The organism is Deltaproteobacteria bacterium (assembly GCA_018668695.1).
Taxonomy (GTDB): Bacteria; Myxococcota; XYA12-FULL-58-9; order XYA12-FULL-58-9; family JABJBS01; genus JABJBS01.
The window spans coordinates 16,612-42,377 of record JABJBS010000334.1 but is presented as its reverse complement, the minus strand read 5'-3'; the positions used below and the strand labels follow the sequence as shown (position 1 = coordinate 42,377).

Here is a 25,766-nt window from a genome sequence, read left to right as displayed (position 1 = left end):
TCTGTATGCCTTTGGGTGGGAAAAATAATGTACCGACAGTTATGTGAAATCCGAGTAACCATGATTGCAGCTTGCCTCTGCTTCGCAATGGTTCCCTCTATGGCGTCAGCGAAGGTGAAGGCAAAGGTTTGTACCGTGGCCCCCGAGGGCACGCCCTGGGAGCAGCTCACGAAGAAGGTTAAGAAGATTATCCGAAAGGAATCCTCCAGCGAACTGAAAATCAAGGTTTACTTCGGAGGCGCTAAAGGCGGTGAGAACGAGTGCATTGCAAAGGTTCACGCGAATGAACTGCAAATGTACGGCGGTACTCTAAGCGCGATGAATAAGTATGCGCCTGCCCTTGAGGTTTTCGATCTTCCCTTTCTGTTCAAGAACTCTGCCCAGGCAGACTTTGTACTGGATAAGTATGCAACTCCTATCGTGTCTAAATTACTCGAGAAGGGCGGCCTCGTTCTATACATGTGGGCCGAAAACGGCTGGCACAACATTGGAGCGAACAAGTTTATTAAGAAGCCTAGTGATCTAGCTGGAATTACGATTCGTGCGCAGCCATCAAAGGTTCACCCATTAACTTGGTCAACACTCGGCGCGGTGCCTGTCGAGTTAAGCACCGAACAAGTTACGGATGGATTCAGAGATAAGAAGGTGGTCGCGTTTGGTCAGACTCCACTCTACACATTTGCCGCCAACTGGCAGCCCCACATTACTCACTACACACTCACTCAGCACCTCTACCAGCCTGGAGTGCTCGTCTGGAGTAAGAAATTCCACGACGCGCAAACCAAAGAGATCCAGAAATTCATGCATCTTGACCCCCAGGCTCTCGCAGAGGAAGGCCGAGAAGGTGTTCGCAAATTGGAACCCCAGCTTATTGAAAACTTCCGTAGTTACGGCATCAAAGTTTATCAGCTAACTCCAGCCGAAAAGAAAGCTTTTGCGACTAAAGCGAAAGACGTTTTTAAGATATACCGTTCTAAGGCGTCACCAGAAGCGAAGCAGTTACTCGACGTCATTGAAAAAGGCAGAAAAGCTTTTAAGTAAAACAATCGACTAACACTCGAAGAGGAAATGAACCATCATGTCTCAATTTAGAGTTCTCACCGTCATATTAGTAGCTACTTCCCTCACCGCGTGCGGCGGCAGTCGTGAAGCCATTTGGGACCGCGAAACAAAGGTTGCCGAAGGCGCAGAGCTCTCTTCAGATGTGTCCTCGGCGATCAAGGCTGAAGCGGACGCCGCGTGGGCATTGCGCGCAGACCCCGTTCAAACGAAATTAGCGATTGAGAAATGGGAGCAAGCACTTGCAGCATCCCCCAAGGACATGGCACTCCTGACGATGTTGGCCCAAGCCTACCGGTTTTACGGTGACCTTCACCAGCGGCTTGCGGGTGATAAGGATGGCATGTTGGCATCTCTGGAGAAAGGCGTGACGCTCGGAGAGCGTGCGATGGTGGCATCCTCTGCTGAATTCGAAGGACGAGTTAAGGCCGGTGAGAAGCCGGAAAATGCTGTAAGTTCAATATCGATCGAAGGTCAGCCTGCGATGTACTGGTATTCAGTATGTTTAGGTAAATGGGCAAACGAACAAGGTATCGCGGCCCTGCTTAAGTACAAAGAGCGTATCTTTAAGATTATGGAGCGCGTCTTGGCTCTGGACCCAACTTATTACTACGGTGCGCCGCATCGCTACTTTGGTGTTTACTTCGCCAAGGCACCGGGTTTTGCCGGCGGGGATATGGGCAAAGCAAAGGAGCACTTTCTGAAGTCCATTGAGCTGGCCCCTGATTATCTCGCAACCAAGGTGTTGTATGCGGAGTTTTGGGCGACGAAGGAAGACGAAGAAGATTTGTTCTACGAGTTGCTTGACCAGGTTATCGCTGGCGACGCCACCAAGATTCCAGAAGTGGCGCCAGAGCAAGTATTTGAAATCGAGAAAGCGAAACGACTTAAAGCCGAAGGCGAAGACATCTTCTAACCCTTCTTATTTATCGAACCCAGGGAGTTAATGAATGCTTTGGAGAATATCTCTTTGCGCCGTATTGGCCATCTCGCTCAGCGCGGAAGCGTTTGCGAAGAAGAGCGACAAGATTGTAGTCCGTGCGGGAACCGTTGCACCTGAAGGCACGCCTTGGGAGCAGCAAATCAAGGGTACCAAGAAGCACATTCGTAAAGATTCAGGCGGACGCATCAAGGTGAAGGTTTACTTCGGTGGTGCTAAAGGCGATGAGAAATCATTGGTTCGTCAGTGCCGGGATGCTCGCTTGGAGATTATCGGGGTATCGACCGCATCAATCGGAACGGAAGTTCCGGAAATGCAGGTTCTTGAGCTACCGTTTATCTTTAAGACTTCTAAAGAAGCCGACTTTGTATTGGATAACTACCTTTACAAGCCAATCGGCGATGTCATGAAGAAATACGGCTACATCCTGTACCAATGGGCAGAGAACGGCTGGCAGAATATCGGGTTGACCGATGGGTTCGTGAAGCACCCTGCTGACTTGGCCGGCCGTAAGATCCGTTCTCAGGAAGCGCCTGTTCACCTTTCCACTTGGAAGGCGATGGGAGCATCACCTACAGAAATGCCGGTTTCGGAAGTATTGCCCGCCCTGAACACGGGTCGTGTGGATGGCTTTGCTCAGACGCCGTTATACACGTTTGCGGCAGGTTGGTATCGAGGTATCAAGTACTACACGATCAGTCGTCACCTGTATCAGCCAGGCGTTCTTGCGTACTCTAAAAAGTTTTTCGACAAAGTCCCTGCCGACCTGCAACCGGCGCTCATGGGCAATGTACAAAAGGATACAGAGAAGGGTCGAAAAGGCGTACGGCGTCTCGAGCCCGGTCTAATTAAGAACTTTAAAAACTATGGAATCAAGGTCTACGAACTTACGGATAAAGAACGTAAGTCATTCTCCAAGCCAGCCAAAGCGGTTCGCAAGGAATTTGAATCACGGGCAACCCCAGAAGGCTTAGCTCTACTGAAGACCATCGATAAGGCGGTCAAAGAGTATCGCAGTAAATAATATAATTCGGTGACTGGCGCTTATGGGGAGTGGCCAGTCAACGTTCAACCTTAGGGTTAACAACCGCCTCGCGCGGTAGGGGGTAACGGAATAATGGAAACGGTTAGTATCGCCGTTGTGATTATTCTAGCGGCTTCGAGTTTCTATTTTCTCAAGCACAAGCCAGTCGTCGCGATTATTCTCACCGCCCTTGGGGTGGTGCCATTGCTGTTCGGCTCCTTTGGAACCTCGTTGATCCTCTCGACGATTTCTTTGAGCCTTCTTTTGGCTCAACCACTTTATGTTGTTCTCGGGGTTCTTACCCTCGTCTGCTTCAATTATATGGCTTCGGTGCCTGTTAACGATTTCGGTATTTTTCCAGAAAAGATATTTGGGTTAACGGACAAAAACGAGCTACTCGCCATCCCGTTCTTTGTTATATCTGGCGCAATTATGACCCACGGTGGCATTGCAAAGCGCCTCATTGATTTCGCGCGAGCGCTTACATGGTGGATGCCGGGCGGTTTAGCCATCGCGGCCATCGGTGGTTGTGTGCTTTTCGCAGCAATCAGCGGCTCATCTCCAGTGACAGTTATTGCCATTGGCGGAATGATGTATCCTGCGTTAACGGCGGCAGGATACGATGAAAAAACCTCGATTGGCTTGCTGACCTCGGCCGGCTCACTTGGGATTGTCATCCCCCCTTCTATCCCGATGATTATTTACGCCATTGTTGTCAGCGGGCAGCAAGTTGTGGATGTTGGTGACTTATTTTTAGCCGGTATTGGCCCAGGTCTTTTGATTGGTGGCTTACTTGGTAGCTATGTCGTAGGCACCTCGCTTCGAAACAGCAAGAATTTCAATGCAGACCTTAAACGGTTACTCACTGGTTTTGCGATCATCGCCTCACCGTTTGTCGTTGGGCAAATCATTGTCGGCATGGGGAATAAATGGGGCCATGTTACAGGGCCGGTCGTTCTTGCTGTGATGGCGTGCATTGTTGCCCGCAAGCAGTTGCTTGAGGGCTTCTGGGCCTTGATGCTTCCGGTTATCATTTTGGGCGGCATTTACTCGGGCTTGTTCACACCGACCGAGGCGGCGGCTGTTGCCGTGGTCTACTCTCTTGTTGTTGCGATTTACATCTACAACGAGATGGAGTGGCGCGACATGCCGGAGCTGATCGCAGACTCCACTGTCATGATGGGCTCCCTGGTCGTTATCATGGTCATTGCATTCGTGTTTAACGATTATCTCGTTAGTGAGTCTATTCCTGAGCAAGCAGTTGCGTTGATTCGCGACATGGAGCTCACTCGCATCGAGTTCCTGGTCGTTCTAAATATCTTCCTGCTTTTGGTGGGCTGCTTTATGGATATTATCAGTGCGATATTAATTATCGCTCCACTGATTGTGCCGATGGCAGCGGCTCCAGGAATTGAGATTGACCCTGTTCACCTCGGCATCGTGTTTATCGTTAACCTTGAAATCGGTTATCTGACGCCGCCGCTTGGCTTGAACCTTTTTGTGGCCAGTACGCTTTTCAAAAAGCCTATTGGGGAGGTTGTTCGTTCGGTCGTACCTTTTACCGGCCTGATGTTGATCGGTATTATTATGGTCACCTATATTCCTGCGATTTCGTTAGGACCGGGAGAACTCCTTCAGGAGCTCTATGGTACAAAGAAGGAGCCGGTCGGGGAAATCATGTCGCTTCAAGACCTCATGTTACAGGCAGGAGAGGATGACGATGAAGACGACGATGACTATGATGATGACGAAGAAGATTCTGATTCCGATGACGCAGAAAACGCAGGCGACCCTGACGCGGTAAATGAGGATGGTGACACCCCTTCTGATGAGGCGGCTGGTGATGGCGAAGAGAACCAGGAGCAAGGCCAGGCCCCTCCCGAGGGTGATGGCAGTCCTGAGGCCGCCCCTGCGGCTGATGACGCCCCTGCTGATCCAGGTTCCAAGCCCATCGAAGCTGAGGCTGCGCCCTAGCCTTGCGAGACTGCACGGGTCCTGTATAGGGTCATCATAGAAATCTTGCCCAAAAGGTGCCCGCATGCCCGTAAAACACGAAGAGATTCACGCTCGCACCCATGACAATCTTAAGCTGTTTATTCAGCGATGGACTCCCGATTCAACACCGGTTCGTGCTGAGGTCGTTCTGATTCATGGTTATGCGGAGCATAGTGGACGATACCGGGAGTTTGCACATGCGCTTGCGGAACAGGGCATCCAGACCTTAGCCGTTGATTTACGTGGGCATGGTCACTCAGAGGGTATCCGTGGGCACTGCGATGCATTTGAGCACTTTCTTCATGATGTTGAGATGACTCTTGAGCATGCCGCCGACGGTGTGCCTCGATTCATTCTGGGGCATTCTCATGGCGGGCTTGTGACGCTCGATTTCGTCGTTAAGAACACTCCTGATGTTTCCGGTGTCATCCTCTCGAATCCGTTTCTCGGTTTAGCGATGCCAGTACCTGCTCCAAAGCTCTTTGCGGGCCGCCTCGCGGGAAACTTTGTTCCAACACTGGCGATTCCATCAGGTATTGATGCAAGCGGCCTAACCCACGATACGGAGATTGTAAGACGCTATGAGCGTGATCCCATGGTCTTCCCTACTGCCACCGCGGGCTGGTTTAATGAAGTAGAGCGCGCGCAGGACCGTGTTAAAGGCTATCGGGATTTTCCGAAACCGCTTCTTTATCTGTTTTCTGACTGCGACCCTGTTGCATCTCCTCATGATAACCGTAATTTGGCTGAACGACTTAGCGGGGATGATAAAACTATCCACGTCCGTAGAGGTGAGAAGCACGAAATTCTCAACGAATTAGCCCGGCATGAAACATATGAGGTAATCAGTCAGTGGATCCTTCAACGCTCACCATTGACGTAGCTGTCGACACCGGCGGAACGTTTACCGATATTGTCGCGCGCCGGTCTGATGGTGCTACTCAAACCCTCAAGGTTCCTTCTACGCCCCGCGACCCCAGCGAAGCGGTGCTCAATGGTCTGGCTGCACTCGCGAAGGTATTACCTGGCAACGTGACGCATGTGGCGCATGGTACGACGGTTGCCACCAACGGATTGCTTGAGGGCAAAGGTGCTCGGGCGGTGCTGATCACGAACTCGGGATTTGAGGACCTCCTGCAATTGCGGCGTCAAAATCGGCCCAACATTTATGATCTCTTCCCGTCTCCTCGTCCACCGCTTATTCCCCGTACCCAAACCCTCGGCTTGGTCGGTAGGCTACGGCATGATGGGTCTACCCATACAGAACAAGAGGACCTTGCCGCATTTATTCAAACTCACCATGAGCTCTTGGCTTCTGCTGAATCATTTGCGGTATGCCTGCTTCACTCTTACGCCAATCCGGTTCATGAGCAGCAAGTTGGAGCCGCCCTTACCGCGGCATTTCCAGGCGTGCCGCTCACCCTTAGCTCACGCATCAGCCCTCTTAGCCGGGAGTATGAGCGGGCCGAGACGACAGCGGCAAATGCGTTTATCGCGCCAGTGATGACTCGCTATATAGGGAAGTTACGTGCCGACATTGCCCCTGCTGAACTTAGCGTTATGGATTCAGCGGGCGGCCGCCTCACGGTACAAGGCGCATTAAAAGAACCGGTGAGAACTGCCCTGAGTGGACCCGCTGGTGGCGTTCGGGGCGCGTGGGCTGCCGGTTGCGGCGCTGGCTATCATTCGATTCTGGGGTTGGATATCGGCGGAACCTCAACGGATGTAAGTATCGCACAAGGTCATTTACGGCCGAAGGTGGATGGGCGCGTTGGAGAAATCCCACTGCGCACACCCATGCTGAATATTGAAACAGTTGGAGCAGGCGGTGGATCTATTGCTTTCATCGATAGCGGCGGCGCACTTTGCGTTGGACCAAAGTCGGCGGGTGCTGACCCTGGCCCTGCCGCCTATGGAAAAGCAGGCGTTAATGCGCAGGCCACTGTAACGGATGCCAATGTCGTTTTGGGACGTATACCCAATTTGCTGGGTGGCTCGATGGCAATCGACCACGGTGCCGCAGAAGCAGCCATCGCCCGTGTCGCGGAGAAACTGGCCGCCACGGTTATGGATACCGCGAAGGCAATTGTTTCCATCGCTGAATCGACCATGGTGCGAGCATGTAAGAACATTTGCATGAGCCAAGGCGTAGACCCTCGAGAGCTGGCGCTGGTTGCATTCGGCGGCGCGGGCGGTCTTCATGGATGTGCAGTGGCTGAACAGCTTGGTTGTAAGGCCGTTTTATTCCCTGCAAACTCAGGCGTCTTGTCCGCGCAGGGCATACAGAATGCGCCTATTCAGTCGTCAGCGAGCAGGAGTTACTTTGTAGATAGCCGCGAGCTAGAAAGTGGTCAACTATGCCTAGATCTTGAGAACTCACTCACCAAACTAAAAAGCGAGTGTGAGCTTCAAGGAAATCTGCAGACAACCATTTACCTGGATTGTCGTCTCGTCGGGCAGAGTCATGACATTGCGCTCCGGCTTGAGGAAGTTGTTCAGGACGTAAAGGGGGAAAGCCTGCTCGCGCGGGCTCGCAGCTCTGACTTGGCGGCGAAGATACGGTCTCATTTTGCTAATCGTCACAAGGTGCTTTATGGGTGGGAGCCAGAGGTAGGTGATGCGTTTGAGCTGACAGCGTTTAGGGTTCATTTGAGCCAAGCGCCTCATGACTTAGCCGGTGATTCATTGGATTCTCTTTCAAAGAAAGAGCATGACGGGCCTAAGGCCTTATCGAGTTACAGTGCTACATTGTGGCTGCCATCTGACTGGGAAGCCGTTGAGGATAGCTCTGGATCCATGGTTTGCACCAGAAAGACGGGCCATCGTCAACACCGGAAATCAACCCACGCCAAGCTTGGCTTGGAGGTTCATCGTCAAAGACTAAGCTCGATTGCTGAGGAAATGGGCGCCGCACTGATGCGCTCATCGTATTCGGCCAACATTAAAGAACGGCGTGATTTCTCATGCGCCCTTTTTGACGGGCAGGGAAATTTACTGATTCAAGCTGCTCACATACCTGTTCATCTAGGCTCACAAGAGTTGAGCGTTAAAGCGGCCATCGAACATGTATCCTTTAGCCCCGGCGACACGGTTATTCTCAATGATCCCTTTTGCGGGGGGACTCATCTACCTGATGTCACCTTGGTGTCACCGGTGTTTTTGGATGATGGGAACTCCCCTGCTTTCTTTGTGGCAAATCGCGCTCATCATGCGGATGTCGGTGGCATTAGTCCTGGCAGCATGCCTGCCCCATTTTTTGACGATGGCACAACTCGCACTTTAGAGATACTTGATGAAGGATTTTGTATTGGACCGACACTGCTTGACGACGGCGTTCGTGATGCATTTGTTTCTGCTTCGCGAACACCTGCCGAGCGACTGGGAGACCTTCGTGCGCAGGAGGCCGCGAATCATGTAGGCATACAGCGCTTAAAGGAGTTGGCTGAGTCTTCGTTCTCACCTGAGGAACTCTTAGCTCTCAACGAAGCTTTGCTTGATTACGCGGAAGCGCGAATGCGGGCGGTCATCGGATCTATTCCCGATGGTAGTTTTACATTCGTAGATGCCCTGGATTCCGATGGCATTAACGACAATCCCATTTCGATTGAGGTGACGCTTACTGTTCATGGTGATGAAGCCGTGGTCGACTTTTCGAACTCTGCGCCAAGTTGTGACTCCGCCCTTAACGCTGTTAAGGCGATAACTCTTGCTGCGACCTACTATGTTTTCCGATGCTTGGCTCCAGAAGAAATGCCATCCAGTGGCGGCATCATGCGACCTTTACGCGTTATCACCCGCCCCGGTTCAATTTGCGACGCTCAGTACCCATCGGCGGTTTCTGCCGGCAACGTTGAAACTTCGCAGCGCCTGGTTGATGCATTGCTTGGCGCGCTTTATGAGTTTGTGCCTAAGCTCGTGCCCGCCGCATCATGCGGAAGTATGAACAATGTTCTAATTGGCGGAATCGATAGCGACAGTGAAACCCCAGCCTGGGTGCATTACGAGACCTTAGCGGGTGGCTGCGGTGCAGGGCCATCGTCTCATGGCGCCAGTGCGCTCCACAGTCACATGACGAATACGCTCAACACTCCCATCGAGGAAATGGAGCGATTATTCCCTGTCTTAATGCCCTGTTACAGGATTCGTGAGACCACAACGGGCGGCGATACCTTTCGGGGTGGCCGCGGGATTGAGCGGCAGTATCAGTTCCTTCGGCATTCTACCCTTACCCTTATGACCGAGCGGCGGCGTATCGCGCCCTATGGCTTAGCTGGGGGGGAATCTGGGCAGTTGGGGGAGAATAGCCTGGTTCGCGCGACAGGGGCGACGACCCCACTGCCTGGCAAGGTTGCCTGCAGAGCATCGCCCGGAGACATACTGGTGGTAAAAACACCCGGTGGCGGCGGCTGGGGAGCGGGAGACCAGTAGGCCTCAGCTTAGAAGCTTATCCATAGACTCTTCATCGGCGGGCACGAAATCATAATCGCCCATTTCGTCGGATGGTACCCAGCGCAAATCCCGCACGGAGATTGCTTTAGGGGTTTGGTCGCCAATATCGCATGCCATGAGATACAAGCAGATATCGTAATTGGGGTAAGAACGCTTAGTTTCACTAAGTAGTCCGGACACTTCGGCATCGATTCCCAGCCGGTAATTGAGTTCTCGTACCAAAGCATCTTCCTTGGATTCGCCGTCTTCCATTTTGCCGCCGGGGAACTCCCAGAGCATTGGGAACACGGCCTTCTCGAGCCTCTGCGTTATCAAGTAGGCGCCGTTGCGTTCTATCGCTGCGGATACAACGTATATTGTGCGCTTACTCATAGCGTGTCCTCGGTGATGGGTTATCGAACGTCAAAAGCGTAGAGGTCGCCGCGATTACTGAGCACGAAGATTCCAAGGTCAGACCAGTTAGGATCACTGTTCGCCCCACCTCGCATTGCAGTCGCCTGGAGTGGCTTACCACTCAGCGCATCAAGTACAACCAACCCATTGGGTCCGCCCGCAAAGGTTAGCAGGTTTCCCTTGAGAGTCATGCGTGAGACTGGGCCATTGTCCAAACGAACTCGGTAGACAACGCTTCCATCTTTTGGATTTAGCCGCCAAACGAGACCATCTCCCGATGCAGCGAAAAGTCGCTGATGGTCACCGGCGAGGCGGTTCACAGCCTTCGCGGCCTGGGACCAATTACGCTTACCGGTTTCTGGGTCGAGAGACACAATGCCCGAGCTGTATGATGCAACGATAAGCTGACCATCGATCAATACGGGGTCCGCATCAACGTCGGCGAATTTGTCTTGGCTCAGTGATGCTGGCATCGCCCAGATTTCTTTGCCGGTCTTGATGTCAAAAGCAGCGACATACCCGTCGGAAAATCCAACATACGCTCGACCCTTAGAGATAAGCGGGCGGCTATGCCCAAGCACGGTCATCCCACTGGGTGGAGTACGTCTCTTGGACCAGATCCGTTTACCATTCTCGATATTGAGTAAAACAAGCTCAGATTGGGCGTTTGTTACCAAGACGCCCTCAGGAAGAATGTTGGGCTCAGCGCGACTTTCAGCGCTCAATGCCACTGACCATAAAGTGACCCCTGTGTCGGTCCCTACGCAATGAAAAATTCCATCGCGGCTCGAAAACAGGGCAACTTCTTGGCCCGACTTCTGAACTCCAATCCCACCAAAGGCTTCGAGTTCAGCCGGGAAATCTTTCGCCCAAATTTCGCTACCGTTTCGGGTAGATAGCGCAATCAGGCGACGCTCGCCGGTGCCTACGATTACAAGTTCATGTCGGTTGGAAACCGCCGGACGTCCCATCGTAAATGAGAGTGTACGGTGAGTTCCTTCACGAACCAGAGGCTGCTGCCATCTTAGAGGGAAAACCACTTGGTTTGATGCGTCGATAGAACGCTCGGATTCATTGCCAGCTTCTGCAGTTGGCATGACTCCTAAAACGATGCATCCAAAAGCGAGAAGGAGCCGGGTTGTCATTTTTATTGGGCCTTGTCTGCCTTAGGAGCAGGCGCAGCTGCAGCCTTTTCTTCGCCGCCCACTTCCTTAAGAAGCTTGTCGACTGCAGAATTAAGAGTTGACGTTGGGAATTCCGCTTTCGCCATAACGAGTAATTCGCGAGCTTTGTCCGAACGACCGGCGGCATGATGGATACGTGCAACTTCAAATGTGGCAGCGTCTCGGTAGAAGGCATTCTTGCTCGAACTGATCTTTTCAAACGTTGCGATGGCTTCATCGGCCTTGCCCATGGACTCTTGCAGGAGTGCCAAACGCTCAATCGCTAGGAAATAGAGGCTGTTGTTTTGGCTAATGGTGTCAACCAACTTATTCAGGGCCGCTAAGGCACCCTCCTTATCGTCAAGTTTGACCAATGTGTCGACAGCGTAAAATTGGGCCAGATCGGCAACTGATGAGCCTGATGCAACAACGCCGTCTAGCGCAACACGTGCAGCGCGAAGCCGTGCTTCATCCGTGGCAAATACAGGTGGCTCAGCATCTGGAGCAGCGGTGCTTTCGTCGATGGCGACTTCTGCGTTCAAGACGGTCATTGCGACGTCAAATGCGCTAGATGATTGCGCCTTTTCGACGGCCATGACTTCCATACCACCCCATCCCAGCGCCACTGCACTGGCAATACCAATGGTGATGACGATAACGAGGTTTTTATGTTTGTCTACCCACTCAATGCTTTGATTGGCGGCTTCGATAAAGGCATCCTCTTCCTTGAGGAGTTCTTTACGACTTTGCTTCTTGCTCATTTTTTTCTTGGCCATGTACCCACTCTTTGTCGGACCGAAAACAATTCGGATCGCCGAACAGTTCTCGGCGCGCAGTTATCTAAAAGTATGAGGCCGGGGAATCAAGGAAAAACGGTAAGAATGAGTAGGTTAGAGGCGTTTTCCTGTGAAAACGTGCCTAAGAGCGACACTCAGGGCTCTTAGGTCGAGACCTCGATAAATTCAACCCCAGCCCAAGAAACTCCTTGATATTTAACAGGAACTAACCGATACATGCCTTATTCTTGAACCCCGGGCCAATTGGGCCCCAGCAGAAGGACACCGACTCCGAAATGATGTTATCGGTGACAAAAAACAGAGCAAGCGTTCTATCGGTCCCAGAACGGACGTTGGCCGGACCCGCTATTTTAAGCGAAGCCGCCACACCGCTAATCAGGCAGCGCCCCTTTGGGAGCAGCAGCTTGGCCGCACTGTTTACCTTCGCTAACCAACAAAAGCCGTCTTATATGGCTCTACACGCAAAACCAGTTACTAGCTCGCACTCATGGGACCGAGCTTGTAGGCAACTGGACACCGGCGCTGGTCCGTATTGGACCCCCGCAATGGTTACGAAAGAATTTCAACATGACTCGCAAAATGGTCGTCAACGCAGTGGATCCAGAAGAGGTCCGCATCGCATTATTGGAAAATGCCCGCCTCATTGATTTCGATATCGAAACGAGGGGCTCCCAGACCAACACTGGGAATATATATAAAGCTAGAATCGTAGACGTTGAGCCATCGCTCAATGCTGCATTCGTCGATTATGGCGCAGACAAGCAAGGCTTTCTGACTGCCAACGACGTGAATCCTCGTGCAGCCGGTCACGGCGACGATGTTGAGCTTGATAAAAATGCCAGCATTACCGAGCTTTTAAAGCCGGGCCAAGAAATCCTGGTCCAGGTCACTAAAGATGAAGTTGGTGCCAAGGGTGCCGTTCTAACGACCTATCTGGCACTTGCAGGACGATACGTTGTGGCAATGCCCAACACGAATCGGCAAGGCGTCTCCAAAAAAATTGAAGACGAAGAAACACGCAAACGTATGCGTGAAGCAGCCGACAAACTTAAGATTCCAGACGGCATGGGTGTGATTATCCGTACTGCTGGCAAGGACCGCACGAAGCTTGAGATCAGTCGAGATCTTAAGGTGCTCTTGCGACTCTGGGAAAACATCCAAAAAGAATCCAAAAAGACTAAGGCGCCGTCGCTTATCTTTAAGGAACAAGATGTCATCATTCGTTCACTTCGAGATTATTTCTCGGCGGAAATTGATGAAGTCATCCTCGATTTAGACGACGCCTATGATGGTGCGGCTGAGTACATGCGAATGGTTATGCCAAAGCATCGCGGCGCCCTTACCCGCTACGTTGAGTCTCGGCCAATCTTCCACCATTATGGTATTGAAGCTCAGCTGGAGACGATTTATCAGCCAAAAGTTGGCCTGCCATCGGGCGGGTCGCTTGTTATTGAGCAGACCGAAGCACTGGTCGCCATCGATGTAAACTCTGGCAAGCGTAAAGCGGGCGGACATGAAGAGACGGCCACTGCAACCAACATGGAAGCAGCTAAAGAAGTCGCTCGACAGTTAAAACTACGGGACCTCGGCGGAATTATCGTCGTCGACTTCATCGATATGTCCAATCGCAAGAATCAGCAAAAAGTTGAAAAGGCGATGAAGGACGCGCTTAAGGAAGACCGCTCGAAGGTCAAGGTAAGCCGCATCTCTCGCAATGGTACACTTGAGCTTACACGGCAGCGTATTCGAGCCAGTGTCCATGCAAGTATGTTTAGCCGATGCGAAGCATGTGCGGGTACAGGTCATGTTCTGAATCCGCAATCGCACGCAGTTCAGGTCATGCGTAAGCTAAGTGACCGTGCTGCTCGCGGTGACCTTAAGATGGCCCGAGTAGAACTCGAGCCAAAAGCGGCAGACCATCTTCGTACAGAACGTTGGAATGCGGTCCAAGCTCTCGAAAAACGTTACAACGTTCATATCGAGATCAAGCTTGCTCGCAACATGGCACCTGGACAAGCAGAATTCACATTTGAGACTAATCCTGACGCCAAGCCTATAAAACTGGCTGCTCCTAACTTTGGCCCAGCTGAGCGTCGTGATTCACCTGAGGATGATGAACCTGATGAAATCGACGAAATGTTGATGGAAGAAGGTCAAGACGGTCAAGACGAGGAAAACGAGACCAAGGAAGGTGATCGTAAGCCTAAGAGGTCACGTCGACGTCGTGGACGTGGACGAGGCGATGAGCGAAACGCTGAGGGTAAGCCACGTAAGGTAGTTGAGGCTGGAGATGATGACTCTGAAGGCGGTGAGCGCTCCAGGGGTCCGAAAGAACACTTCGACCTACCGACCTACCGCTTTATTGCGCCAGAGAAACTGGGTTACATAAAGCCAGGGGCAGCGAGTCAAGAAGAGGAAGACGAAGACGAAGCAGGGCTAGACGGTCGCTCACGAGCGCGTCGGCGTCGTGGACGCAGAGGTGGCCAGCGGCGTCGTGGTCAGCCAAGACTTGCGGCCGGACACGAAGAAGACGCGCAGACTGAAGCATCAGCAGAGGCGGCGCCTGTTAACGGCTCCGAGGTTTCTGCGCCAAACGGTGCCGACCAAGCGGTCGCTGAACCAGACAATCAGGAACTCGCAGCTTCTACGATTGCTGCTATTGAAGATGAAAAGCCCAAAGGCTTTGGTTGGCTTAAGAAATGGCTCGGTCTTTAAGATAGATGATGTTGATGGGGCCAACCGGCCCCACTCACATTGAAACGCCGCTACGACGACCGCTTGATGCGTTTGCCCGCAGGGTGTTTTTTCTGAGAACTCTCTCTAAATTTAATCCACAGCGGTGACGCCTCGAAACCATATCGGTCTCGAAGTGAATTCTCGAGGTATCGCTTGTAGGAATCCTGGATGTCCTCACCCCGGCGTGTCTTAAACACGAACGTTGGGGGTCTAACCAAAGGTTGGCTTACAAAGAAGAGCTTGGGCTTCTTACCGCCTCGTGAAGCTGGCGAGAGTGTCTCGACAACGTCTTGGAAAAAGCGGTTGAGCTCAGATGTCGCTATTCTACGATGACGCTCTTTTTGAGCCGAAAGAACCATAGGTAGAACTCTCTTAACGTTGCGTCCGGTTTTCGCGCTCACTCGAATAAGGGGTGAATAGTCCAAGAACCGGAGGCGCCTTCGAAGCCGGTCTTCGTATTCAATCCGTGATTTTTCTTCTAGCAAATCCCATTTATTGGCTACGATGATGATGCCCTTGCCACGTTCATTGGCAAGTGATGCGATCTTGGCATCTTGATCTGCAACGGATTCACCTGCATCGAGCACCAACAAGGTAACATCAGCTTGTTCCAGGCTGCGCACAGCCGCGACCACTGCGAATTGCTCAAGCTGATCACCGATGGACCGTTTACGACGGATGCCTGCCGTATCAACCAGGATATAATCCTGGTCGTCGACCGATAGGTTTGTGTCGACGGGGTCACGCGTGGTTCCTGCGACATGCGTAGCGAGAAGCCTGTCTTCCCCTATGAGCTGGTTTATCAGTGACGATTTGCCCGCGTTGGGTCGACCGATAACGGCGACACGGATAGGTCCGCCGTCCCACTCAATCTTGGAGATTGTGCCTTCCTCGGGCTCTTCTTCCTGGATTGGAATACCACCACTGAGCTTTTTATGGTCTTCAGCCAAAGGAGCATCTAGTTTCTCAACAACGGCAGTCAGGAATTCGTCCATGCCGATATCATGTTCGGAACTCATGCCAATAATTGTCTCGTAGCCAAGCTCATAAAACTGGTGGGCCTTATCAAGATGGGCGTAGACGTCGAGCTTGTTAACAACAGCCACGACCGTTTTGCCGCTCTTGCGAAGCATTCTGGCAATTTCGCCATCTTCAGGATTCACCCCGGATTGACCATCAAGCATCAGCACGATGAGGTCAGCCTCTTCGATTGCAAGCTGAGTCTGCTTTCGCATCGCGTCGAAAAAGAAGTCTTCACTTTCGATTTCAATCCCGCCCGTATCAACAACTCGGTAGAGCTTGTCCTCGACGATGGTTTCTCCGAAAATTCGGTCTCGTGTTACACCTGGCCGGTCATAAACCAATGAGGTTTTACTGCCCACGAGGCGGTTAAAAAGAGTAGATTTGCCGACATTGGGTCGGCCTACCAAAGCAATTAATGGAGGTCGTACGCTCATTCTTCTAGCTCCTGCCCAATCCCGTATCTCAGAATAGATGTCTCGTGGCGGGTCCATTGTTTGTCAACGGCCACAGCAAGTCGGAGAAATACTTTAGAGCCGAGAAGCTCCTCGATATTCTCTCTCGCCTTGGTGCTGATTTCCTTGATTCGTGCGCCCTTCTTCCCGACGACAATCCCTTTTTGGGAATCACGAGCGACAATGATGCGACCCTCGAGCCGAACCATGGCGCCTTCTGATCGACCGTCTTCGAAGGTCTCGATGACAACGGCTGCGCTGTGAGGAACTTCCTCATGGGTTTGAAACAAAAGTTGTTCGCGAATCAGTTCTTCACACATGCATCGCTCGACCTGATCTGTGTACATGTCGGGCGGGAACATGGCTTCGCCTTCGGGAAGCATTGAGATTAGCGTTTCCTCTAAGACTTCTAATCCATCACCGTTTTTGGCTGATATCGGGATAATCGCTTCGAGATCAGTCTCTTCATGGAACTTTTCAATCCAAGGAAGAAGCATTTCTTTTCGTGGAAGTTTGTCAATCTTGTTGATTGCCAGCACAACTTTTCCAGGGCCCGACTGCGCCGCTTCAATCACTTCACGGTCGGTCTTAGAGATGTTGGGCTCTTTACCTTTCATGTCGGTGACAATCAGCGTGATATCGCTGTCTGCGGGCGCCTTTCCAGCAATCTTCCGCAGAACGCGGCGCAAAGGCGTTTCGCTGCCACAGAATCCGGGCGTATCAATCAATACCAGTTGTGCGTTGGGCCGGTTAACGATGGCGTGAATTCGTGTCCTCGTGGTTTGAGGCTTCGGGGTTACAATGCTTACCTTTTCACCGAGCAGTGCGTTGGTGAGCGTTGATTTGCCGACGTTGGGTCGTCCAACAAGCGCCACAAATCCGCTACGGGATATGGGTGTATTATTATCAGTCATTTTTTTCCTCTAGTCGTTCCAGGGCCGTTTTTGCGGCGTCCTGTTCTGCTTGCGATTTGCTGCTCCCGTTAGCACGGGCCCATTCTTCATGAGCTATGTTCACTGAGCACGTAAACGTGGGTGCGTGAGCTGGGCCCTCTGTCGCCACAACGCGATAGTTTGGGGCTGGGTGCCGTTTGCGATGACACGCCTCCTGAAGTCTCGTTTTGTAGTCTGCGAAATGGCTTGAACTGAGAAGTTTGTCTTTCAGGTCGTTCTCAAACACCGTGGTAACGGCGGCCAAGCCTCCGTCGAGGGATACTGCACCGACTACCGCCTCCATGGCATCCGCAAGCAAGCTAGATGGGACATGCCCGTCACAGTCACGCTGGCCCTGTCCCATTCTGAGCCAATCGCCCAGCCTTAAGCTTGCTGCGTACTCGGACAGTGCCTGGTTCGACACTGTTCGGGAGCGCCGCTGGCTCAATTTGCCTTCAGGCTCGTCAGGAAATAGCCGGAAAAGTAACGTTGCGGCCATCATCCCAAAAACAGAGTCACCAACAAACTCAAGCCGTTCGTTATGGCAATCTACTTCCTTATTTTCATTCGCAAAGGTTGAATGGGTTAAGGCTTCCAACAAGAGTTCACCATTAGTGAATTGGTAGTCCAACACATCTTCAAGCTCTTGGATATTGCGAAATTCTTGAATACTCATGACTGAACCATTTGACCGATAACAGGCAAGCTTTTGCGCCTGGACGCAGCGAATCGACCTTTGGCTATTTTGCCACCACCAACAACTGTGTCGTCGGCGTAAATAACGGCAGCTTGCCCGGGAGCGCCGGGTTGTTCTGATTTGGCAAAATGTAGGCGTGCGGTTCGTTCACCGGTGATTTCAACGCGTGTGACATTCGGCTTCGAACGATAACGTTGCTGGACCGCATACATTGCATCCGCTCTAGGCTGATGGCCATCGGTCCATACGACATCTTCAATATCGATCCAGTCGGCACTAAGCTCATCGACCGTACCAACCGTCACATCGCCAGATTGCCCGTCGACGTCTAATACGTAGAGGGGTTTCGGTGCAGCGATACCAAGACCTCGCCGTTGCCCTATGGTAAAATGATGAACACCTGGATGCTTTCCGAGTACCGCGCCATCTGTGGTTACAAAATTTCCAGCCCTGCCACCCTCGCCTAATATTTTCTCAACGGTGGCAGCGTAGCCTTCCTTCCCGACAAAGCAGATCTCTTGGCTCTCGTGCTTGTCTGCTAAGGGCATCCCGAAGCGCCGTGCATGCTCGCGCACTTCAGCTTTGTTCATATTCCCAATTGGAAACATTAAGCGGCTCAGCTGGTCTTGGCGAAGCCGATAAAGAAAGTATGACTGGTCTTTATTGCTGTCTAGCCCGCGCTTTAACTGAAGATTTCCAGGCTGGCCCTCAATGCGTGCGTAATGGCCCGTCGCCAACGCGTCTGCTCCAAGTAACTGAGCCCGTTCAAGCAGCGGCATGAACTTCACCTTGTCGTTGCATACGACACAGGGGTTCGGCGTGTAACCATCACGGTACGCCTCTGCAAACGGCTTAATCACGAGTTCTTTAAAGGTTTCCTCGTAAGGCAACACGTAAAATGGAATGTCTAGCATATCCGCAACCAACCGCGCATCACGCATGTCGTCGGGTGTACAACATGCTCGATTCGCCTTCGGCTGAAGACTGTGGGTTTTCATGGCGAGACCGATAACCTCGTGGCCTTGCTCCTTTAGGAGCCCGGCAACTGCTGAGGAGTCCACACCGCCGCTCATCGCAACAACTACTCTCATCGTTCTTTCCTCAAGTTAGAAACCACTTCTACAGTAATTTTCAAAGCTTCGCTCAATTCCTTTTCGGTGTTTTGCTGGCCTAAGGAGAACCTTATTTGACCCGCTGGGCCCATTCCGCCTGAGGCTGCATGACAGGCTGCTCCCGCGCTTACTGCGATATATTTTTCATCCATTGCTTTAACGAAAGCGCGGCCGTCTATGCCACCGATGATGGCTGCACACGTATTCGGCAAGCGTGGATGCTCCGCCCCTAATATTTGCGCTCCGGTTTCCGCAATAAGGCCAGCTTCGAACACATCTCGCTTGGCCGCCATCGCGTCTTGGTCAAAAATGGTAGCGTCTGCTGCGGCCGCCATGCCCGCGATAAGCGCATTGGCGTGGCTACCAGACCGCTTGCCTTCTTCCTGACCCCCGCCGGACCAGATTGGAACCAAGTCGACACATTTCTGGATAATCAACGCGCCAACACCTCTTGGCCCGCCAAACTTGTGTGCACTCACTGCAAGCGATGTTGCGCCCAGCTGGTAAAACTCAATCGTGGTTTTCCCTGCAGCCTGAACTGCGTCAACGTGAACGGGTACGCCGTGGCTGTTTGCAAGATTACAGATCTCAGTAACGGGCTGAACAATCCCTGTCGTATTGTGGGCCAACATAACCGCAACCACTGCGACATCAGAATCGACGATGGATTCAAAATCCTTGGGGTCTATCCGGCCCGATGGAGCGTCAAGCGTAATGACCTCGAAACCATCCTCCGCGAGTGTTTCGGCTGCACACTTTATTGCCGGATGCTCCACTTCTGTGAGGATAACTTTCGTTGCACCGTGCGCCCTGCGCCGAGCGTGAGCCAGTCCCCGGAGGGCAATATGGTCTGATTCTGTGCCGCCCGATGTGAAAATCACGTCAGCCTTGGGTGCATTACATAGCCGCCGGAGTGCCTCGCGAGCCTCGTCCAGTTGCACCCGTGCTCGCCGACCAGGTCGGTGTAAGCTCATGGGATTACGACCTTTCACGCGTGCAGCCGACATTGCTTCGAGGGCTTCAGGCTTCAGGCGGGTCGTGGCATTGTGGTCTAGATAAATCACGCCCCGCTGTACTTGCGGAAATTCAGTGTGTCAATCCTCATTCGGTCAGTGACGGCATTGAAAAAACCTTCAAAATTGATTGTTTGCCTCCTCCATGGTACCGATTCAAACCATGAAAAATGTCATCACATCTGCGCTATTCATCTGCACTTTAATCATTTCGGCAACCAGTCAAGCTAAGTCTCTCGAGCCAGGGGCCGTTTGGGTGGGAGCAACCTTTGGGGTCGACTCCAAAATGGGTGGCCGTTTGGGTGGCAGTGACGTGCTTCTAAGTATCGGCGCCGATGTTGAATATGCACTGGAAAGCCAGATCGGCATTTATGCTCGGGGTGACTTTGGGCTAGGTTCAAGCCAAACCATCAAACTCGAAACAGGCGCTAAGTACCGGTTTACAGGACTAGATTTCCCGATCTCGCCCTACGTCTCTGCGCATTTGAGAGTCACTCACCTGATGAACATTATGGGTGCAAATTTATGGGCAATGGGTGCGGGTGCCGGAGCAGGTGTGGATTATTTTCTCACAAGGAAGTTCACGGCCGGCCTGGATGTGACCTTTGACCTCAGCTCGACCCTCGGTGAGCAACCAACAGCCTACAACACATCGAATGTCGTCCTGACCGCTCGATATGCGTTTTGATCGCGAATACTGATTTTTCGCTAAAGACATGCAATAACTGGAAAAATCTGAAACTTACGGAGTACTTTCACCATCGGGCTTGTCAGTAGTGAGCTCTTTTTGGAAGCCGTTATCGACGCGCTCTCGGAGTTCTTTACCAACCTTAAACAGTGGCAACCGCTTAGATGGCACATCAATGCTCGCCCCTGTGCGCGGATTGCGACCAGTTCGTGCACCGTATTGCTTCGCCACAAAGCTACCAAACCCTCGAATTTCAATCCGTTGCTGCTTTGCAAGCGCATCAGTCATTTGATCAAAAATCAAATTAACTACTGATTCCGCCTTCTTACGCGGCAAATTGGACTTATCAACGAGAATATCAATCAAATCAGACTTGTTCATGCCGTACCTCCACAAATACTCTTTTGCGGTTTACCTTAACCCTCGACTGGCGCCCCCGACAGGAGTCGAACCTGTGCAATACAGGGATTAGGAATCCCCAGCTCTATCCTACTGAGCTACGGGGGCCATCAGTCGCTGCGCTATTGATGGCCTGTGATTCCAAGGACTTAGGTAATTAAAGAGCATTCCAAAGTCCAGGTCAATAGGCTACTAGCGCATGGGCGGCAATGTCGCCCAGCTTCTCACGTCCAGGCAAAAACGATAACTCGATAACGGCGGCGATTTCATGCACCTCTGCGCCGCACATGGCAACAAGGTCAGCGGCCGCTTTTGCGGTTCCACCAGTGGCAATGAGATCATCAACGATCACAACTTTGTCGCCTGCGCCAACGGCATCTTGATGGATATGAACAGTATCTTCGCCATACTCCAGCGCGTACGAGGCACTGTGGGTGGGTCTTGGAAGTTTCCCGGGCTTTCGAATCAAAACCATGCCAACGCCCATCTCGTGGGCTAACGCGGAGGCAAAAATAAACCCTCTGCTTTCAATGCCTGCGAAATGCGTAACGCCCTGGTCTGCGTAGCGCTGCTTAAAAGCATCGACAACCAGTTTAAGCCCCGTGGGGTGCTCTAGTAAGCTGGTGATATCTTTAAAGACGATCCCTGGTTTTGGGAAATCCGGGACGTCTGAGATGAGATCTGCGATTTCTTTCATAGAATCCCAACTCGCACAAAGCCATTCGCAAGTCCAGAGCCAATGGTAGTTGTCCGTAGCGCTTTGCCGGTATAGGAGTGGCCCATGGCCCGTCGACGACGCAAAAAAACTGAGGCTGAACCCATTACCGAGGTGATCCATTCCGCACTCAATGCGAACGGAATGAAGGACCAAGCGCGTCGGTTTCGAATTACTCAGATCTACGATGCAGCGGTCGGCAAAATCATCGCCAAGCGCTCACACCCCATCGCTTTTAGCCGCGGCGTTCTTACTGTGAAGAGTCAAAGTACAGCATGGCAAAATGAGTTAACTTTTCTCAAGCAAGACATGATGGCCAAACTCAACGATGTGCTGGGTTCAGTTGTCATCCAAGACATAAGAGTCGTTGCAGGCAACAAGTACCAAGACCCGGATCCGCCGGTGCCCGCTGAAACGCCGGGCGAATGGTGTTACACCGCTGATCATCCAGAGGACGTTGCCGAAGCTGAGTCGATTGTGTCGAGTGTTGAGGACGAGGATGTACGAGAAAGTCTGCGTAAGGTGATGCTGATTGCAGCCAGGCGGAAACGGTGCCTGGACGAGGAAGATTAAAGCTAAGCAGGTCCGACACCGCTTGGAATACGTGACAATAGATTTCGGACCGTCTCGGTGTAATCTCGTTTGCCGGGCTCTTCATGGATTGTGAGTGTTTCCATGCTCGGTGTTTCTGCTCCCCGCACGGACATGAGTTCTGCCATAATCATTTTGGGAATGGAATCTCGGTGGGGTCGTACTTCACATATTCGTTGAACCGATGCGCCAAGTTCTTCGGTGTGTTTTAAGAGGTCAGCTTTGCGGTCATAACGGATTACAAATGAAACAGTCCCGCCGTCTTTAACCTGATGCAGCCCACAGTGAAGGAAATCATAAAGTCCCCCGCTGCGTTCAAATCTTGCTGCATCTTTCAACGCGTTATCGGCGGCACGGCCACTTCCTGGCTTGAAGTATGGCGGATTGGATACAACATGGTCGACGGTGAGTCCGTCAAGTTCTCGCAAATCGGCACAGATCACATCGACACGGCTGCTTAGACCGTTTTCTTCAGCGTTTTGCTTAATCACTTCCGCCATTGCAGGCTCTTTCTCGACCGCAATAAGGTGCTTGGCACCTCTCAACAACATAGCCAAACCAAGCACACCACAACCGCTTCCCAAATCGAGTATGCAGCCTTCGGACTTCGCGAATCCGCTTAGCAAAATGGGATCAAGGTTGAAGCGATAGCCGAAACCTTTAGCCGGCTGCCACAGGGTAAGCTGTCCGTCCAGCATGGAGTCTTTTGTAAGTTTTAGTTCAGGCATGAAAGCCCCGTTAAGGATGTCAGTTTCGCCACGTCGTACCGACCTTGGCGATAAATACGGAGACTTCCTTTTTCGAATGCCACGATGGTTGATGGTTCTCCGCCTGGCGTCTTACCCGTATCCAGAAGGTAATCGATGGTGTCCTTGAGCTGGGCCATCACGCCCTGCGCGTCTTGGCTGGGCGGCTGTCCGGAGAGATTGGCGCTGGTTGCGGTGATTAGACCACCACTGCGTTGCGCGAGTTCACGCGCAAGCCGGTTCGCAGATACGCGCACTGCAACGCTTGTGAAATCACCACAGAGCGTCCTTGAAACTTGCTCGCGCGGCGTGAGAGCGACAGATAGAGGTGCCGGCCAGATGCTTTCTAGCGCATCTCGTAGAGCGTCTGGCAGTATAAAGTTGCGTTCTACATCCGCGAAACTAGCTGCAATTACAGGGATTCCTTTGGCAGCGTCGCGCTGCTTGATTTCAATCAACCGGCTTAGTCCACTTGTTTGACCGGGATCTACCGCGAGACCGTAAAAGGTCTCCGTAGGGAACGCGACAACCCCGCCCTCTCGGATTATCCCGGCTGCCTTATCTATGGCTTTATCAAACATCTTCTATCATCCTCAAAACCAGTCTTGCCGGCCCTGGCCATGTTCCTGTAGAGGTTCGGTGTGAACGCAGAGCACCAAAGCACGACTTCGGTCGATTTGTCCATCGTCATTCCATCATGGAATGAAGCGCACCGGTTACCGGAGACGCTTAGGCGGATTCATGCGTTTCAAAAGTTTATCGGCACGGCTTTCGAGGTTATCGTGGCCGACGACGGCTCCTCTGACGAAACATGTCAGGCAGCTGTTTCATCATGCCCGGGGTTAAGGGTTAAAGTACTCAGTGCAGACCGGCGACGAGGTCCTGGATATGCGGTTAAGCGAGGGGTTCTGGCTGCTAAGGGGCATTATATCTTAATCTCCGATGCGGACGGCCCTGTCCCCTTTGAAGACACCATGATTCTTTGGGACGCACTTCGAGCTGGTGCCGACTTTGCCGCTGGTTCACGAGTCATAGACCCTCGCAGTGTTCTTCAGGCTCAGCCCTATCATCGGATTATTATGGGGAAGGTCTGGCGTCGGGTGACTCAGGCCATCGTACCGACAGGCATCAAGGACACCCAGTGTGGATTCAAGCTCATGAAGAGGCAGTGCGCTCACTCCGTTTTTGAAGCACTGGAGTCGAACGGTTTCGGCTTTCATGTGGAGGCACTGTTTTTAGCTCATCAGCAGGGCTTCAAAGTAGAGGAGCATCCCGTGCGCTGGAAAGATGTGGGCGGAAGCAAGGTGAACCTAATCAAGGATCCCGTGGTTATGTTGGGTGAGATTTTTAAGATAGCGGCTCGCGCCAAGTGGCCGGGCAGCCGAACGAGCGAAGCCAATCAATAGGCTTTTTCAAACAGAACGACGCTAACGGTACGGATAAGAATTCTTAGGTCTGTGCCCAGTGTCCAGTTTTCCAGATACTCAATATCCAGCTCGACCATCTGCTCAAACGAGAGCCGGTTTCGTCCAGAGACCTGCCAAAGGCCGGTAATTCCTGGCGGAGCCTCAAAGCGCCGTCGGTGCCATTCGCTGTATACTTCAACTTCATAAGCCAATGCTGGACGTGGTCCGATTAAGCTCATGTCTCCGCGAAAAACATTGAATAGCTGCGGAAGTTCGTCGACTGAGTATCGGCGAATGAATTTCCCGACCTTGAAGATTCGAGGGTCGTCGATGATTTTATGAACAGCTTCTTTCGCTTCCCCGCCCTCGGTGTGTGCCTTGTTTTCTGTGATCCATTGTCTCGTGTAGTCTCGATGGATGGCATTATCGTTATTTAGATGCATCGAACGAAACTTTATGAATGGAAAAAGTTGGCCGCGGTACCCAACCCGTTCTTGAACGTAGAAAATTGGTCCTTTCGAGCTGATCCTAATGGCGATGGCCACGCCTATCATGAGCGGCGAACCAACAAGAAGCAGGACAGATGATGCGACGATGTCCAACGCGCGCTTAAGCATCCAGTTGAAACCAACGATATTGGTTCGGCGCATTCCCACAAGTGGGATACCGTCAACGAGGTCTACTCGGGCTCGGTCGACCAAAAGCTCGTGAACTCTTGGGACCATGTTCCATGCCACTTGGTTTCGCAGGCAAACCTCTATGGAACTCAGAACCTTGTCTTCACCTAGTTCGCGTTCGGCGATAACAAGTGTGTCGATGTTTTCACGTTGGCAAACTTCTTCTAAATCCTCGAATTCGCCGAGAACAGGAAGTATGCCCTGGGTTTTTCTGGGCCCTACGCTAAGTGATCCTATCACTTTATACTGGTCTCCAAGGCGTATCATGCCTTGAATCAAGCCTTGGGCAGTAGGGTCTTCTCCAACCACAAGTACTCTTAGGGTGCCTCCGAATTTTGTGAGTGCACGGCGACGGAGCATTCGCAAGACGAGACGAGATGCCAGTGAGACGAAAAGTAAAAGTGGTATCAAGAAGCCAATCATGGCCCTTGAATAACTGGCTTCCCTGTAAAAGAAGTGTGCGCTTAATACGCCGAGAAAGGTCAGAATGGTGGCTCGTAAAAGGCTGCTGAACTCATCGAGGGCTCCTAGGCCCTGACGATAACTGCCAACACTCGCGTTTACAGCAATCCAGGAGACGGCTACGAATGGTAGAACGTCCAATATTTCAGGCCAAGGTGGTGGGCCTTGCTTGATAAATGCTCCAACAAATATGGAATATCGGAGCCAGATCGCTAGATGGATAGCCGCAAAGAAACCCATCAGATCGATAAGCACCAGTACAACGGCTGGCCAAGATGATGAATGACGGCGACTCAC

22 protein-coding genes, 1 tRNA gene and 1 pseudogene are annotated in these 25,766 nt (G+C 52.1%); 10 read left to right on the top strand and 14 right to left on the bottom strand.

Annotated elements, in window-relative coordinates; genetic code table 11:
• The first annotated feature begins 27 nt into the window (after nt 1-27).
• The 6 genes and pseudogenes from dctP (HOK28_18955) (at nt 28) to HOK28_18930 (ending at nt 9,446) form a co-directional block, all read left to right on the top strand.
• On the top strand, nt 28-1,041 hold the full coding sequence (dctP, locus tag HOK28_18955) for a TRAP transporter substrate-binding protein DctP (GenBank protein ID MBT6435182.1): 1,014 nt from the start codon (nt 28-30) through the stop codon (nt 1,039-1,041).
• A gap of 37 nt (nt 1,042-1,078) precedes the next feature.
• Nucleotides 1,079-1,975, top strand: a complete 897-nt coding sequence (locus HOK28_18950; protein MBT6435181.1) for a hypothetical protein — start codon at nt 1,079-1,081, stop codon at nt 1,973-1,975.
• 34 nt (nt 1,976-2,009) lie between these two features.
• On the top strand, nt 2,010-3,023 hold the full coding sequence (gene dctP / locus HOK28_18945; protein ID MBT6435180.1) for a TRAP transporter substrate-binding protein DctP: 1,014 nt from the start codon (nt 2,010-2,012) through the stop codon (nt 3,021-3,023).
• Nucleotides 3,024-3,116: 93 nt separating this feature from the next.
• Nucleotides 3,117-4,661 (top strand): annotated as a pseudogene (locus tag HOK28_18940) (TRAP transporter large permease subunit).
• Nucleotides 4,662-5,061: 400 nt separating this feature from the next.
• Entirely contained in the window at nt 5,062-5,901 is an 840-nt protein-coding gene (locus HOK28_18935; GenBank protein MBT6435179.1) for an alpha/beta hydrolase, read from the top strand.
• The gene (locus HOK28_18930; protein ID MBT6435178.1) at nt 5,871-9,446 is read left to right on the top strand and encodes a hypothetical protein; all 3,576 of its coding nucleotides are present in this window, start codon (nt 5,871-5,873) and stop codon (nt 9,444-9,446) included. Before HOK28_18935 ends, HOK28_18930 begins: the two co-directional genes overlap by 31 nt.
• A gap of 3 nt (nt 9,447-9,449) precedes the next feature.
• Here the strand turns inward: HOK28_18930 and HOK28_18925 are convergent, their stop codons facing one another.
• From HOK28_18925 to HOK28_18915, 3 genes are read right to left on the bottom strand one after another with little or no spacing between them, the layout of a single operon-like run.
• Nucleotides 9,450-9,839, bottom strand: coding sequence for a (deoxy)nucleoside triphosphate pyrophosphohydrolase (locus tag HOK28_18925; protein MBT6435177.1), 390 nt, complete (start codon nt 9,837-9,839; stop codon nt 9,450-9,452).
• A gap of 20 nt (nt 9,840-9,859) precedes the next feature.
• The gene (locus HOK28_18920) at nt 9,860-10,957 is read right to left on the bottom strand and encodes a PQQ-binding-like beta-propeller repeat protein (protein MBT6435176.1); all 1,098 of its coding nucleotides are present in this window, start codon (nt 10,955-10,957) and stop codon (nt 9,860-9,862) included.
• Between the two features lie 50 nt (nt 10,958-11,007).
• Entirely contained in the window at nt 11,008-11,799 is a 792-nt protein-coding gene (locus HOK28_18915) for a tetratricopeptide repeat protein (protein ID MBT6435175.1), read from the bottom strand.
• Nucleotides 11,800-12,387: 588 nt separating this feature from the next.
• Between HOK28_18915 and HOK28_18910 the strand changes: the two genes are divergently transcribed.
• Nucleotides 12,388-14,535: an Rne/Rng family ribonuclease gene (locus HOK28_18910; GenBank protein MBT6435174.1), complete on the top strand. Its 2,148-nt coding sequence runs from the start codon at nt 12,388-12,390 to the stop codon at nt 14,533-14,535.
• 50 nt (nt 14,536-14,585) lie between these two features.
• Here the strand turns inward: HOK28_18910 and der are convergent, their stop codons facing one another.
• Genes der through HOK28_18885 form a run of 5 tightly spaced genes read right to left on the bottom strand, consistent with a single transcriptional unit; the run spans nt 14,586 to nt 19,836 of the window.
• Nucleotides 14,586-16,013 carry a ribosome biogenesis GTPase Der gene (der, locus tag HOK28_18905; protein MBT6435173.1) on the bottom strand — a complete coding sequence of 476 codons (1,428 nt, stop codon included), beginning with the start codon at nt 16,011-16,013 and terminating at the stop codon, nt 14,586-14,588.
• Nucleotides 16,010-16,945 carry a GTPase Era gene (gene era / locus HOK28_18900; GenBank protein ID MBT6435172.1) on the bottom strand — a complete coding sequence of 312 codons (936 nt, stop codon included), beginning with the start codon at nt 16,943-16,945 and terminating at the stop codon, nt 16,010-16,012. Before era ends, der begins: the two co-directional genes overlap by 4 nt.
• Nucleotides 16,938-17,639, bottom strand: coding sequence for a ribonuclease III (gene rnc / locus HOK28_18895; GenBank protein MBT6435171.1), 702 nt, complete (start codon nt 17,637-17,639; stop codon nt 16,938-16,940). Before rnc ends, era begins: the two co-directional genes overlap by 8 nt.
• Nucleotides 17,636-18,751 carry a tRNA 2-thiouridine(34) synthase MnmA gene (gene mnmA, locus HOK28_18890; GenBank protein MBT6435170.1) on the bottom strand — a complete coding sequence of 372 codons (1,116 nt, stop codon included), beginning with the start codon at nt 18,749-18,751 and terminating at the stop codon, nt 17,636-17,638. Before mnmA ends, rnc begins: the two co-directional genes overlap by 4 nt.
• Nucleotides 18,748-19,836: an aminotransferase class V-fold PLP-dependent enzyme gene (locus HOK28_18885; protein ID MBT6435169.1), complete on the bottom strand. Its 1,089-nt coding sequence runs from the start codon at nt 19,834-19,836 to the stop codon at nt 18,748-18,750. Before HOK28_18885 ends, mnmA begins: the two co-directional genes overlap by 4 nt.
• A 112-nt stretch (nt 19,837-19,948) precedes the next feature.
• Between HOK28_18885 and HOK28_18880 the strand changes: the two genes are divergently transcribed.
• Nucleotides 19,949-20,473: a hypothetical protein gene (locus tag HOK28_18880; GenBank protein MBT6435168.1), complete on the top strand. Its 525-nt coding sequence runs from the start codon at nt 19,949-19,951 to the stop codon at nt 20,471-20,473.
• A gap of 54 nt (nt 20,474-20,527) precedes the next feature.
• On the opposite strand, the gene HOK28_18875 is transcribed toward HOK28_18880, so the two are convergent.
• The 3 genes from HOK28_18875 to HOK28_18865 all read right to left on the bottom strand — a co-directional run bounded on the left by HOK28_18875 (nt 20,528) and on the right by HOK28_18865 (nt 21,569).
• Entirely contained in the window at nt 20,528-20,854 is a 327-nt protein-coding gene (locus HOK28_18875; protein MBT6435167.1) for an integration host factor subunit beta, read from the bottom strand.
• A 47-nt stretch (nt 20,855-20,901) separates the two neighbouring features.
• Nucleotides 20,902-20,980: transfer RNA gene (locus tag HOK28_18870), tRNA-Arg, on the bottom strand.
• Nucleotides 20,981-21,053: 73 nt separating this feature from the next.
• Entirely contained in the window at nt 21,054-21,569 is a 516-nt protein-coding gene (locus HOK28_18865; protein MBT6435166.1) for an adenine phosphoribosyltransferase, read from the bottom strand.
• 84 nt (nt 21,570-21,653) lie between these two features.
• Between HOK28_18865 and HOK28_18860 the strand changes: the two genes are divergently transcribed.
• On the top strand, nt 21,654-22,160 hold the full coding sequence (locus tag HOK28_18860; GenBank protein MBT6435165.1) for a DUF721 domain-containing protein: 507 nt from the start codon (nt 21,654-21,656) through the stop codon (nt 22,158-22,160).
• Between the two features lie 2 nt (nt 22,161-22,162).
• Here the strand turns inward: HOK28_18860 and HOK28_18855 are convergent, their stop codons facing one another.
• Both HOK28_18855 and HOK28_18850 read right to left on the bottom strand, forming a co-directional pair.
• Nucleotides 22,163-22,906 (bottom strand): methyltransferase, encoded by a 744-nt coding sequence (locus tag HOK28_18855; protein ID MBT6435164.1) that lies wholly within the window; start codon nt 22,904-22,906, stop codon nt 22,163-22,165.
• A complete protein-coding gene (locus tag HOK28_18850; protein ID MBT6435163.1) occupies nt 22,894-23,505 on the bottom strand; it encodes a threonylcarbamoyl-AMP synthase in 612 nt (203 codons plus the stop codon). Before HOK28_18850 ends, HOK28_18855 begins: the two co-directional genes overlap by 13 nt.
• 60 nt (nt 23,506-23,565) lie before the next feature.
• Between HOK28_18850 and HOK28_18845 the strand changes: the two genes are divergently transcribed.
• Nucleotides 23,566-24,330, top strand: a complete 765-nt coding sequence (locus tag HOK28_18845) for a glycosyltransferase family 2 protein (GenBank protein MBT6435162.1) — start codon at nt 23,566-23,568, stop codon at nt 24,328-24,330.
• Here the strand turns inward: HOK28_18845 and HOK28_18840 are convergent.
• Nucleotides 24,324-25,766: a sugar transferase gene (locus HOK28_18840; GenBank protein ID MBT6435161.1), complete on the bottom strand. Its 1,443-nt coding sequence runs from the start codon at nt 25,764-25,766 to the stop codon at nt 24,324-24,326. The two genes, HOK28_18845 and HOK28_18840, sit on opposite strands and share 7 nt — an antisense overlap.